The 12789-nt window shown below is 55.2% G+C and carries 9 protein-coding genes and 1 pseudogene; 1 reads left to right on the forward strand and 9 read right to left on the reverse strand.

Going from position 1 to position 12789, the window contains the following annotated elements:
* Position 1 precedes the first annotated feature (1 nt).
* The 6 genes from NE851_RS07045 to NE851_RS07070 form a co-directional block, all read right to left on the reverse strand.
* Positions 2–154, reverse strand: coding sequence for a CcoQ/FixQ family Cbb3-type cytochrome c oxidase assembly chaperone (locus tag NE851_RS07045; RefSeq protein WP_011649556.1), 153 nt, complete (start codon positions 152–154; stop codon positions 2–4).
* Positions 155–162: 8 nt separating this feature from the next.
* On the reverse strand, positions 163–897 hold the full coding sequence (ccoO, locus tag NE851_RS07050) for a cytochrome-c oxidase, cbb3-type subunit II (protein WP_254956766.1): 735 nt from the start codon (positions 895–897) through the stop codon (positions 163–165).
* Positions 898–905: 8 nt separating this feature from the next.
* A complete protein-coding gene (ccoN, locus tag NE851_RS07055) occupies positions 906–2528 on the reverse strand; it encodes a cytochrome-c oxidase, cbb3-type subunit I (RefSeq protein ID WP_254956768.1) in 1623 nt (540 codons plus the stop codon).
* 196 nt (positions 2529–2724) lie between these two features.
* On the reverse strand, positions 2725–3789 hold the full coding sequence (locus NE851_RS07060; RefSeq protein WP_254956770.1) for a redoxin family protein: 1065 nt from the start codon (positions 3787–3789) through the stop codon (positions 2725–2727).
* Positions 3790–3969: 180 nt separating this feature from the next.
* Positions 3970–5247 carry a diaminobutyrate--2-oxoglutarate transaminase gene (gene ectB / locus NE851_RS07065; RefSeq protein ID WP_254956772.1) on the reverse strand — a complete coding sequence of 426 codons (1278 nt, stop codon included), beginning with the start codon at positions 5245–5247 and terminating at the stop codon, positions 3970–3972.
* Positions 5248–6574: 1327 nt separating this feature from the next.
* On the reverse strand, positions 6575–6802 hold the full coding sequence (locus NE851_RS07070) for a helix-turn-helix domain-containing protein (RefSeq protein ID WP_254956774.1): 228 nt from the start codon (positions 6800–6802) through the stop codon (positions 6575–6577).
* A gap of 439 nt (positions 6803–7241) precedes the next feature.
* Between NE851_RS07070 and NE851_RS07075 the strand changes: the two are divergent.
* Positions 7242–7934: pseudogene (locus NE851_RS07075) on the forward strand (transposase); the annotation flags it as partial.
* Positions 7935–8038: 104 nt separating this feature from the next.
* Here the strand turns inward: NE851_RS07075 and NE851_RS07080 are convergent.
* The 3 genes from NE851_RS07080 to NE851_RS07090 all read right to left on the reverse strand — a co-directional run bounded on the left by NE851_RS07080 (position 8039) and on the right by NE851_RS07090 (position 12786).
* Positions 8039–9141 (reverse strand): IS3 family transposase gene (locus NE851_RS07080; protein WP_254956776.1). Its coding sequence is split into 2 segments (ribosomal slippage): positions 8039–8880 and positions 8880–9141, totalling 1104 coding nucleotides; the frame shifts between segments, so codons are not numbered across the junction.
* Between the two features lie 1020 nt (positions 9142–10161).
* Entirely contained in the window at positions 10162–11418 is a 1257-nt protein-coding gene (gene glyA / locus NE851_RS07085; protein WP_254956778.1) for a serine hydroxymethyltransferase, read from the reverse strand.
* A 33-nt stretch (positions 11419–11451) separates the two neighbouring features.
* Positions 11452–12786, reverse strand: a complete 1335-nt coding sequence (locus NE851_RS07090; RefSeq protein WP_254956780.1) for a preATP grasp domain-containing protein — start codon at positions 12784–12786, stop codon at positions 11452–11454.
* Positions 12787–12789 lie beyond the last annotated feature (3 nt).

Here is a 12789-nt window from a genome sequence, read left to right on the forward strand (position 1 = left end):
CTCAATCATCCTTCAAGGGAATATCGGCGGCCTCTTTCGCCGTTTGCTTGCTGCCTGGGCGAAGGGTGAACACAACGACGCCGACAAAGAATGCCGCCATTGCCAGAAGGCCCCAGATGTCGGCGAAGTGTCTCATTGCAGTGTAGGTTTCCATAGATCACCTCATCGGTAGCCGGTCGCGTCGTTGTAGGTCGAGAAATCGACCAACGTTCCGAGCATCTGCAGGTAGGACACCAGGGCATCCATTTCGGTCAGCGCAGCAGGATCGCCGTCGAAATCGCCGGACTTCGCCTTCGGATAGCGGGCAAGCAGCGCCGTCGTATCTGCGTTCGGATCGGCTTGGGCCTTCATATCGGCCTCCGCGTTCGCCAGCATGTCGTCGTTATAAGGCACGCCCACATCCTCGTTGGCCTTCAGGTCCATTCCCACGTCCTTGACCGTCACCCTCTGCTCTTTGAGGAAGGCGTAACTCGGCATGATCGACTCCGGCACCACTGCCCGGGGATCGGCGAGATGCTGGACATGCCATTCGTTGGAATAGCGTCCGCCGACGCGGGCCAGATCCGGCCCGGTTCGTTTGGATCCCCATTGGAAAGGATGATCGTACATGGACTCGGCCGCGAGCGAGTAATGGCCGTAGCGTTCCACCTCGTCGCGGAACGGTCTGATCATCTGGCTGTGGCAGAGGTAGCAGCCTTCGCGGATGTAGATGTTTCGTCCGGCCAGCTCGAGCGGCGTATACGGCCGCATGCCTTCCACCTTTTCAATCGTGTTCTGCAGGTAGAACAGCGGTGCGATTTCGACGATGCCGCCAATGCTCACGACGAGCAGCGAGCCGACGAGAAGAAGCGTCGCGTTCTTCTCGAGGATCTGATGTTTATCAAGTATCGATGCCATGTCTCACCTCACTCGGCAGGCTGTGCTTGGGGCACGAAAGTGGTTGGGATCGCAGCTTCGTCACGCACGCGGCCGCGGATCGTCATGAACACGTTCCAGGCCATGACGAGACCACCCGCCAGGTAAAGCGTTCCGCCCACCGCGCGCAGCACGTAGTAGGGGAACATGGCCGCGACCGTCTCCGCGAAGGAATAGACGAGGAAGCCCTGGGAATTGTACTCGCGCCACATCAGCCCCTGCTGGATGCCGGCAACCCAAAGCACGGCGGCGTAGATGACGATTCCGAGGGTTGCGAGCCAGAAGTGCCAGTTGACCATCCGCGGGCTGTAGAGGCGCTCGCGTCCCCATAGCTTCGGCGTCAGATAATAGATCGCGCCGAAGGTGATCATTCCCACCCAGCCGAGCGCGCCGGAATGCACGTGGCCGATCGTCCATTCGGTATAGTGACTGAGCGAATTGACGGTTTTCACCGACATCATCGGGCCTTCAAACGTCGACATCCCGTAAAAGGCGATGGCGACGATCATCATACGGATGATCGGATCGGTGCGGATCTTGTCCCAGGCGCCCGAAAGGGTCATGAGACCGTTGATCATGCCGCCCCAGGAGGGCATCCAGAGCATGATCGAGAAAACCATGCCGAGCGTCTGGGCCCAGTCGGGCAATGCCGTGTAATGCAGATGATGCGGGCCGGCCCAGATGTACATGAAGATCAGCGCCCAGAAGTGGATGATCGAGAGCCGGTATGAATAGACGGGTCGGTTGGCCTGCTTTGGCACGAAGTAGTACATCATGCCCAGGAAGCCGGCGGTGAGAAAGAAGCCGACGGCGTTGTGGCCGTACCACCATTGGGTCAGCGCGTCCTGGACGCCCGAGAAGACAGAATAGCTCTTGGAGCCAAGGAACGAGGTGGGAACCGCCAGGTTGTTAACCACGTGCAGCATCGCGATGGTGACGATGAAGCTGAGATAGAACCAGTTTGCCACGTAGATGTGCGGCTCTTTGCGCTTCAGGATCGTTCCAAGATACACGGCGAGATAGGCGACCCAGACGATGGTAAGCCAGAGGTCGACGTACCACTCGGGTTCGGCATATTCACGGGCCTGGGTGATTCCGAGAACGTATCCGGTCGCAGCCATCACGATGAAAAGCTGGTAACCCCAGAATACGAACCAGGCCAGGCTGCCGCCGAAAAGACGTGTGCGACAGGTGCGTTGCACCACGTAGAACGACGTCATGATGAGCGCATTGCCGCCGAAGGCGAAGATGACCGCCGATGTGTGAACGGGCCGCAGCCTTCCGAAATTGAGATAGGGGGCGATGTTGAGGTCGGGATAGGCCAGTTGCAGCGCGATGAACACGCCAACGAGGAAGCCGACCACGCCCCAGAATACTGTGGCGATCAGGCCATACCGTATCACCTCGTCGAAATAGCCTGATATATCGACTTTCCGCCGTTGGCCTGCCGGCGAAAAATCAACGTTCCTGACCAGCAGAGCAGCGCCTGCGGCAAGGCAGAAGCAAAGTATGCCCATATGGACCGCAAAGAGATGATCATGTGCGAATGCGGCTCCTAGCAGCGCTAGAAACGCCGCGACCGCGATCACCATGGTTTCCGTTGTGTAATTCATGATGTCGTCCTCAGTGCACAGACGGCCGCTTCCGGCCAGCGTTCTGGTGCTTGCGCTTTGACTGTCATGAAGACGGTGCGGGCGTCTTGATCCAAGTCAAGCAAGACCAGCGTTTTTCTCACTATGTGCGCGTTGCTTCATTCGTGAAGCGGTGGAGGCCAGTATGACAGCTACACTGTCCTCTTTGGACAAGCTGTCAGTGTTTGTATTTCCCCAGGACGCGCATCAAATCCGCAATCCATTCCTGCTTCACGTCATCGGAGAGAGTCTCACCTTGAACTAACGCCAAAGCCTGCTCGACTAACTCCACTGCCCGACTTTTCTCGCTGTTCTCGTGGTAGTAAGAGGCTATCGTTTGGTAGGACACAGCGCGTGAGAGGGCATCTTGCTGTGGACACAGTCTGAGGATGCAATTGGAAAGCTCCTTGCCCATCGAAAATCGCTCCGCAAAAGGAAGAGAAGAGTACTCGTACGGTGAACAGAAGAGTTGCCGCATTGCCGCCAGGAGCCAGTCAGCAGAGTTCCTTTCGATTGCATCGCGAGCAAATCGGCCCAATGCTATCCAGCCCGCCTCAAAATCGTGTAATTTTCTCATCAACAACTCGACATGAGCTTCGCGAAAAGTCGGGTTGTCCGGAATCGATTTAAGTGCGTCTTCAGTTGCCGAGAGCGCCCTCTTCCAATCCCTAACCTCTATCGCCGCGGCGATTTGGATCTCGAGTTCTCTCTCCAACTCATCAACCTCGCATTCAGCGAGTCGCTCCTTTTCGGCTTCTCTCGCTTCAGCGCTGCTGTCCCAGCTGCCATCAATCACGCGATGCAAAATACACTCGAGTGAGTGCGGGTCGCCAATATAGGCGATGGTTCCGTTTCGGCCGACAAGGAAGGCTTGCGGGACCCAGAAAGACAAGCTGGCGTCCATCCAATGCTTATCCATTTCACCTGTGTAATCGTAGGCGATCCGAATGTCTGAATTCGAAAGCTTCTCAGCTAGCCATGTCTCAACTAGCGAGCGGGCCTCGTCGGCCCTTGGAGCCGGCTCCTTAGCTACAACTCCGATGACCTCAACCCCGATATCCCTGTACATCTCCTGCAGCGTCTCGAGGTCGGACAGCGCCGTCTCGCAGCATCCGCAGGTTCTCGAAAGATATACAAGGATATATATCCAGCCGGGCTGGAAGACGGGCATCGGATCGCCCTTTAGCCAGGCGAGCATTTTGATCGACGGAGCTGGAAAGCCGATTGACAACTGGTGCTTCATTATATTTCCGTCTTTTCGAAATTTGGGGGGGCTAATCATCAGGGATTTTTTGACCTTGAAATATTGATGCGGGTAGTGAGATCGCAGAGGCTCGCTCACCTTACCGTCATGCGAGGGGCTCATTCGACTGGTCAGAAAGAAGTTTCTCGGACTAGTCGCGCAGCTTTCACCGCTTACCCATCATGCTCGGACTTCCCTTACGGACCTCTGCAGAATGTCCAAACCGCGTTGAGCCGTCGCCTCATCAATAGTCAGTGGCGGAAGAAGCTTGATTACTTGATCTTCCGCCCCGCATCTTTCCACCACGAGTCCATATTCAAAGGCTTTCCGAACGACTTTTTCGGCAACATCTCCCCGAGCGCAGTCGAGGGCCAGCATCAGCCCTCTTCCGCGGACCGCAAAGCTCTCATCTCCCGTGCTTTCCGCAATCTGCCGAAGGCGTTCGCTTATGATGCGACCTTTCGTCACGACAGCTGTCGACAGATTGCCGTCCGTCCAAAATTTCTTCAAAGCGCCCGTCGCTGTGACAAGTGAAAGGTTGTTGCCACGGAACGTCCCGTTGTGCTCGCCGGGCTCCCAGATGTCCAGTTCAGGGTTGAGCAGCAAGAGGGACAGTGGCAGCCCAACACCACTCAGCGACTTCGATAGAACGATAATGTCGGGCGAGACACCGGCAAACTCAAAGCTGAAGAAATTGCCCGTTCGGCCGCACCCTGCCTGTATGTCATCAACGATGAGCAGAATGCCGTTTTTTTTGCAAATGCGTTCGACGTTTCGCAGCCAGTTCTGGCTCGCGACATTGATACCTCCCTCGCCTTGAACGGTTTCCAAGATGATGGCTGCTGGTAGATCAACCCCGCTACTTGCATCAGACAACACTTTGTCCAAGTATTGAGACGTGTCAGCATCTGCGCCGAAATAGCCATCATAAGGCATGAAAGTCGCACCCGTTGGTGGCGAGCCCGTAACATCGCGATAATAGCGGTTGCCGGTCACCGCAAGTGCTCCCAAACTGACCCCGTGAAAGCCATTGGTAAATGAAATAATGTTATGACGCCCGGTGGCCTTGCGCGCGAGCTTTAGAGCGGCTTCCACCGCATTGGCGCCGGTAGGACCGGGAAATTGAAACTTATAGCTCAGGCCGCGTGGACGCAGTATGATCCCATCGAATAGCTCCATAAACTCTCTTTTGGCGGACGTTGCCATATCTAGCCCGTGGATAATGCAATTTGAATTCAGATATTGAATTGCATGGGCCAATAAATCGGGATCGTTATGGCCATAGTTGAGAACGCCGGCGCCCGAGAGAAAATCGACGAATTCAGTACCATTTTCGTCTTTGAGAAAGGCTCCCGAAGCCTCTCTGAATACAACCGGGAAAGATCGCGAATATGACCTGACGTTCGATTCGAGGTTTTCGAACGCAGATAGCGAATTCGAGTTGCTGTATGTGGACACGATCGCTTATCTCCTTGCTCGCTCACTGGATGAGTTGGCGCCGCGGTTATAGCAAGTAGTCGCCGCCCGCGCGCCCTACTCACGTTTGGGGGTAACGGCACTTTCGTTGTACATGTTTAGTGCGGCTATTCACCAATGTGGCGGGCGAGCGGGAGGATCGGCCCGTCGGGGTGGCGCCTACCCGGTCACAGCGTCTTACGGTGGGGCTAGATGCGACGGCTGACGTCGACATGATCGTGCTCTGATGGAACTTTTTGCAGCGGTGTGCGATCCCACAGCTGCCTAACAAACCCGGCGTCACTCATAAGGTTAGGCTGAGAATGCGATGCACGCTGAAATTCGTGCGCAGGAAAATTGGTGTCGATGGCGCGGCTATGGGAAGCTCGACTATCATGTTGGTTATGGTGGCTGGAGCCACGACAAGAGGGGCAGACTTTTCTCAGGGCAATGATCGCCGCTTTAAACGGCAAAAGGCCAAGATGTCCGCCACCATCACGCAGACGTTCGAGTGTGTCAGGCAAGGCAGTTCGTGGTGGCAGTATACTAGATCGATTGTGGGCGCACCCCGTTTGACCGGGCTGCTGTGGGCCAGTTGCAGCGGCGTTTTGAGAACTTAAATGCAACCGATGTCCTACCCCCGCCCTATGTCGGCCTGCCTGATCGATGATCGGCCATGGACCAGCAAAGGGAGTTTCTCCAAGAGACATTAGAGGTTCTCACGACCAGAAAGTGTGGACGTGAGATCCACCGGCGGTGGCCAGACGAAGTCAAAGCTCAGATCGATCCGGAGAGCCTTCGGCTAGGCGCGATGGTGAATGAAGTCGCAGAGCGGTATAGGTAGCCGAACCACCTTTCCACCTGGTGAACGATAAAGATCTTTCCATCCAATTGTATGCGCGGATGATGGTGGTGACCAGACCCGTCGACTCCGCAACATGCAGCGACCATAGTTATGCGGAGTTGTCCTTGCCGATCGATGGATTATGGTGTCACTACACGAGCCTTGCTGGCTTGTGCCGCGATCAGCATCGGCTTCAGGGCAGCTATGTCGTCGGGAAGATCGGCGGCCTCCAACATGCTCGAAGTCTATCAAACGGGGCCATACTTCGCCGTTGCAATTTACCGCCCGAAGCATCATGCCGCATCTAATCGATGGCATCAGGCGATCTTTGATGCCCCGCCAGGTGAAGGTGTGTTCCTCCAGCCGCTCGTAGGTCATGACCAGAGCCCTGTCGTCCCAGTAGATCAGCTTCAGGCGCGCGCTTTCGTTTAGAATTCGAGTGATTTGCCGGCACTCAAGGAGTGTTTACGCAAGGTTGTGCCAAACTCACTGCGGCTCGAAGTCGACCAGTCCAAGTCTCGCTGCTTTCTGTACCGCAACGATTCTGTTGCCAACATTCAGTTTTCGCATAGCGTTTTTTATGTGAAAATTGACTGTATGTTCCGAGATTTTAAGTATAGCTGCAATGCAGAAAGACGATTTTCCCTGCGCGGCCCAGAAAAGACATAGTTTTTCGCGCTGAGTTAGCCTTGGGCAATCGGCATGTGCTTTCATCTTCTTTGGCTATCCCTTCAGTATTGGTCTGAAGCTGACCAGACGATGATACAAACCAGCTTGAGGTATCGAGTCGGCATCAGAGTCTCGTCAGCGAGGTCTCTTTCGCGCGTACGGGTGCAGATTCGGTGGAGGCCGCATGGAGTTTCTGTGGAGGAGAGCAAACATTGAGCAGGGAGACAATGCGATTGATCTGACCGTTCACTGACGGCAACGGTTTAGCCCGACGCGTCGCCGATCTTATCGGCGGACTAAGTTCTGGCCGAAAAGACCCGGTTCCTATGAAAAGAGGATCAAGCAGTGGCCGTCTTTATCGGCGGAAGACGTGTGCATCGTGTGTCCTTCTTCGTGGCTGAGGTGGCTCGCCCTACACTGATCTTTCGAGGGTTGCTTGGATAGGCTGAGCCGGTCCTCGCGACAGGAGGACGAGCCGTGGCAGATAATCCCGAGAAAGCCTGGTGACCGCGTCAAGACGAACTGTCGAGACGCGCTTGCGCCGCCCGGCTATTGAGGCCGGCGAGCTCACGGCGGTCTGGGTTACCCACGAGGGTCAAGAAGCTATGCGAGATCTCGTTCGCGCCCGTTCTGCCGCGATCGAGACGTTGCGGGTTCATCGGCAACAGGTAAATGCCTTCATGATCAAGCACGGGCGCACCTATCCTCGCACGAAAAGTTGGACGATGCGGTATCTGCACTGGTTGCAGGAGCAGTGGTTTGATCATCCGGCACATCAGATATGCGAGAAATGGTCAAGGCAGTGCGCATCTCGAAGGAGTGTGTCGAGCGACTGGAGAAAGTGATTGAGGAGTTCGTCCCGAACTGTTTCTTTACCAGGTTGTTCGAGCCCTGCAAATGCTGCGCGGGGTCGATCTGATTGTCGCTGTCACCTTCGCCACGGAAGTCGGTGACGCGACCCGATTTGAAAGCCCCCGACAATTGATGGGTTATCTCGGTCCCGTCCCTGGCGAGCGATCCCCGGGAGAGACCGTAAGACGAGGCGCAACAACGAAGGCTGGCAATGGACGAGTTCGACACAATGCTTGTTGAGAGTGCCTGTACGTACCGGCATCCATCGAATTTGGGCGTGCTGTTGCACCTGCAAGGAGCCCCGCCGACACTCAGAGATTTCGCGTGTGACCTTGCCCCCAAGTTTCATCCAGCTTTGAGTTCGCTCCAGCGGAAAGTGAACCGCCCCCAAACTCTGGACCAGCTGAGGCTAGAGTTTTCCGGCTTCATTCAGGGAGGCGGGCTGGTTGCGCCTCCTGATTTCATCAGCGAGATCGGCAGCTTATTGCCGATCGCACCATGTGGCCGAAACTCATTATACTCTCTACGCCAATCCTCCATCTTTTCGCGGGCATCCGCAAGGGTCAGGAACCAGTGCTGGTTCAGACATTCGGCGCGGAAGCGGCCATTGAACGCTTCAATGAACGCATTGTCGGTCGGTTTGCCGGGGCGTGAGAAGTCCAAGGTGACGCCTTTGGCATAGGCCCAAAGGTCAAGATCGCGAGACACGAACTCAGTCCCCTGATCGACACGGATCGTCTTCGGATAGCCAACTTTCCGGCATACCCGTTCCAAGGTTTGCACGACATCTTCACCTCGATAGCTGTGACGTGGATCAAGCACCGGCACATAGCGCGAGAAGGTATCGACCACCGTGAGCACCCGCAGCTTCTTGCCGGTCGCGAGTTGGTCGTGCACGAAGTCCATCGCCCAGACATCATTCGGTCCAACGGCCATTTGCCGATCTTCCCGCAGCTTGGCTTTGACCCGTCGCTTCGGCGTCTTGTTGCGCAGTTGCAGGCCCAAGTCCCTGTAAATGCGATAGGTTCGCTTGATGTTGGTCCCCCAACCCTCGCGTTCCAGGAGTACATGTACACGACGATAACCATAGCGCACACGGCTCTCGCAGATCTCACGAATTCGACGTTCCAGACCGGCCTGATCGGCACAGCGAGAGGTGTAATGGTGGGTCGACCGATCGAAGTTCAGTGCCCCACAGGCACGCCGGATCGAGATCATCCAATCCCGGCACATGCCTTTCACCATCTCGCGTTTCCGAGCAGGCCTTAGAGCTTTCGCCGGATGACGTCCTGCAACATCTCGCGGTCCAGCGTCAGGTCCGCGACGATCTTCTTCAACCGCGCATTCTCGTCCTCGAGCTGCTTCAGCTTCTTCATCTCCGGCGGCAGCATGCCCGCGTATTTTTTCTTCCAGTTGAAATAGGTCGCCTGGCTAATTCCCGCCTTGCGGCAGATCTCCGCCACCGACACTCCTTCATCACCCTGCTTCAAAATGAACGCCTTCTGTGCGTCCGAAAACTGCGATGCTTTCATCGTCTTCCGTTCCTTTCCCAGCTTGGAAAATGCACCGGAAAACTCTAACCAAAAACGGTCCAGTTTGAAGGGTTCAGATCAGGCGGAGGTGGGACAACGGCAGGTGATCGTCGGTCAGCCGCTTTGTGCCCGTAGTGACCGACGCCCGTAGGATGATAGGACAGCCCAGACACATTATGGGGAATGGGTATCCAACGCGCATCAGAGCCTGATCTCCGACGTCCGTGAGTTCCACCTCCACCCATACGCGATCATCGTGGCTGGGCATCCTTTGGAGCGATTTCTCGTGGCCATACATTGACAGAGGACAACAGAGCGCTGACCTGATCCCACTTTTCGGATCGTCGCGGAATCATTGATGTTCGATCTCGAACGAGGGCCTGGACATATGTCGGTTTCAGACTTGCGCTTAAGTTCAAGGATGTTCACGAGGAGTGCCGTCGTCGCGAATGGAGCGACGATCACAAGGCGCGGGTCATTGCGCAGAGTTGCGAGCTTGGCGTGAGGGTGTGCTCTATGGCGCGGCGGCAAGGGTTGACGCCGACCTACGATCCAGCCCGCTTCAGAGACCGGAATATCAATGGTGCGGCCATTGGCAAAGCCTGGCGCACGGAATAGTCGGACTGACGATCATCGAAAGCGGTTGGATCAAGAATCCTTACCCACCGATTGCCGTGTGGAGACTGGTGGGACGGGCATAGCGGAGATCGCGGCGCTAGGTAACAATGGTCGGTGAGGCAATAGAGGAGGTCCACTCTTCACTTAGCGTGACGATGATGTTGGTTCACCATTGCTGGCCCTTGCGACCCAGGGATCGCGGTCGAAATCCCATCCGCAACCGAGCGGTAGCCTGTCCGCCGACATGCTACCGAACGATCGTCGGGTGGAAGAAGCGCCATGATCGCCATCAAGTCGGCACTGAGGAACCCAAGGCCCGACTCCTGACCCCAAGCGTTCACCGCCATCTGCACAGCCACCGTGCTCTAGACCCTGATGAGGCGGTATGCAGTTCCCCTGTCACTAAGAAGCCCATTTTTGGTTGAATAGCGGAAGGCCTTCCACGTTGTCCCTGACGAAAGCAGTCAATGTTTGACGTGATTTGTACTTGTCGCCGGACGCGACGATCTTTCCTATTAGCGTCCCAAGGGTGAAAAATTGGGCCACATCAAATCCGCGTGTCGTTAGTGCGGCACTACCAATTCTTAGGCCGCCTGCCTTAGAGGGTGGAAATCTATCAAAGGGAATTGGGTTCTTGTTTGTTGCCAGCCCGGACAGCAACAACACCTTCTCGATCTCCGCACCAGTCGTATCATATTTCAACAGGTCAATAAGAAGTAAGTGAGACGAAGTGCCTCCGGAAACAAGTTCGGCGCCTGCGTATTGTAGGCCACGTTCCAGGGCCTTCGCGTTCGTCAATACAGCGCGGGCATACTCTCGGAAACGCGGTTGCTGCACCTCTGCCAGTAGTGCAGCCCTTGCTGCAATCAGGTCCATTTTCGGGGCCCCTTGGAAACCGGGGAACACTGCTCTGTCTACTTTTTCAGCTAGTGGTCCGTTACATAAGATGAGCCCACCACCACGTGGCCCTCGGAGCGTTTTGTGCGTGGACGTCGTTACGATGTCAGCATAAGGAAACGGAGACGGAACGGCATGTCCCGCCACAAGGCCCGCTGTGTGCGCGAGATCTACCCAAAGGAGCGCGCCGATTTCTTGAGCGATTCCATGCATTTTTTCATAGTCAACCAGTCGCGGATAAGAAGAGCCACCGCAGATAATTGCAGCAGGGCGATCCTTGCGTGCAATCGCTCGCACCTCATCATAATCAAGCTGCTGGTCAACTTTTGAAACCCCATAGAAAGACCATCGGAAACTTCTACCGCTCGCGTGAAAAGGGGCACCATGGCTCAAATGGCCACCGTGCTGAAGCCGCATTGACATAAGCTGATCATTCGGCTTGAATAGTCCGCTCAAAATAGCAACATTAGCAATTGTAGCGCTCATGACCTGAACGTTCGCGTGTTCGCAGCCGAAGGCCGCCTTCGCGCGCTCGATTGCTAGATTCTCTAGCTGGTCAGCAATTTCACAGCCTGCCACGCATCTCTTCCCTGGGTAACCCTCAGCGTTTTTGTCCGCAAATATACTACCTTCAAAGGCCCTCACTGCGGGAGAGGAATAATTTTCAGAAGCGATCAGGCTAAGCTGAGACTGCTGCCGGTGCTGTTCAAGAGCTACTAAATTTTTGACCTCTGGATCCAAATTTTCAATTTTGTTGTACATGAAAGCTAACCTCGGTATGCCTTGCGAGAAACATTAACGTACCCGCAGTTGAAGTATCTCGGCCTCTAGCCGAATAGCTTGGTCAACGTCTCTTTCGAAGATCACGAAATCGAACGGACCGCTCTCTTCATGACCCTCCACAGCGACTACTACGCCACAGCTATTGGCTGAATTGTAATGAAGTCCCTTTTTTTCCAGTAACTCCAGAAGCTGGGGAAACTGAAGTCCTATGGTGACGCCATTTCGCGACAGCACAACACGGGATCCGTTTCTTATTGCGCCCTCTAGCTTTAGCGAAGCCGAAACGGCCCTGACCGATGAAAAGCCGCCGTGTCTACCGTTCACTTCGCACGCAAAAAATCCGCTGCCCTTGGCTTTGACGACATCCACACTGAGTGGGCCGCGATACCCGGCCAGTTGGGCATAATTAGCAAGGTGTTGACACCAATCTACGACTTCGGTCGGCAAGTTTGTTAGAAGCGATTCGCCCCAATACGCTCCTCCATATCCCGGGTTGAAGAGGATCGTGGCGACGCCCACGAGGTCAATCTCGTCCTTGCGGATGTCAAAATGTACGCCGATCGAATTTTCGTTTTCAGAGTATACCTCGACGATTACCGGCTCTTCCACCGACGCGGTCAGTCCGACGTCACTGATTGCGGTGCGAATAGATTCGCCATCGCTGTGGAGAACAAAGACCGTCCGCGTCGCACCCTGAAATGAGTCATTGGGGCGCTTGGTGAAGACAATATTGCCATCACCGCCAGAGTGGCGAGCCATCTTCAGAATGATCTGATCGGAAACTGACAGCGCCGCACGCACACCATCGACCACTTCCTGCGTATTCGTGCAGGTGTAGCCACGCGCAATCGGTACGCCTAACTTGGATGCAAACTCGCGGAATTTTGCCTTGTCATTCAGAATGCGAGTGGCTGCGGAACTCACTCCAACCCTTTGGCCTGAAAACGAGATCGGAAGATCGCCAAGAGACTTTGCGATCAAAACAGCAACTTCGTCGGGGATGTATGGCTCAAGCTCGGAAACTGGAGAATCTAGACGTCTGAGACTAAGCGATTTTGAGAAGTCGCTAGTGGCCGCAAAATCCTGCTCCGAGATTGGGAAGGGCCGCTTACTGCAAACAGGGGAGGTCGAGAGGGAAACGATGTTACCCCCACCTTTCAACTGTTTCACGTAGTTCAAAAAATCCTTTGATACCGGCGTCGGTGTGATGAAGACATCTCCGTCGTTCGCAAGCCAAATCATTCTTTTTGCGGCTGCAGCGTTCGCTTGCAGAAACTGGTCCGAAAGCATCTGAACTGACGGTGCCATTGAGTTTGAGCCAATATTTCCAAGTACGACTTTTGGCATTGT

The sequence above is a fragment of the Rhizobium anhuiense bv. trifolii genome, assembly GCF_024346605.1.
GTDB classification, from domain to species: domain Bacteria; phylum Pseudomonadota; class Alphaproteobacteria; order Rhizobiales; family Rhizobiaceae; genus Rhizobium; species Rhizobium anhuiense.

Coding starts and splice junctions, on each gene's coding strand:
- NE851_RS07045 (WP_011649556.1), bottom strand. CDS start 154: ATGGAAACCTACACTGCAATGAGACACTTCGCCGACATCTGGGGCCTT.
- ccoO (WP_254956766.1), bottom strand. CDS start 897: ATGGCATCGATACTTGATAAACATCAGATCCTCGAGAAGAACGCGACG.
- ccoN (WP_254956768.1), bottom strand. CDS start 2,528: ATGAATTACACAACGGAAACCATGGTGATCGCGGTCGCGGCGTTTCTA.
- NE851_RS07060 (WP_254956770.1), bottom strand. CDS start 3,789: ATGAAGCACCAGTTGTCAATCGGCTTTCCAGCTCCGTCGATCAAAATG.
- NE851_RS07070 (WP_254956774.1), bottom strand. CDS start 6,802: ATGAAAGCACATGCCGATTGCCCAAGGCTAACTCAGCGCGAAAAACTA.
- glyA (WP_254956778.1), bottom strand. CDS start 11,418: ATGTACAACAAAATTGAAAATTTGGATCCAGAGGTCAAAAATTTAGTA.
- NE851_RS07090 (WP_254956780.1), bottom strand. CDS start 12,786: ATGCCAAAAGTCGTACTTGGAAATATTGGCTCAAACTCAATGGCACCG.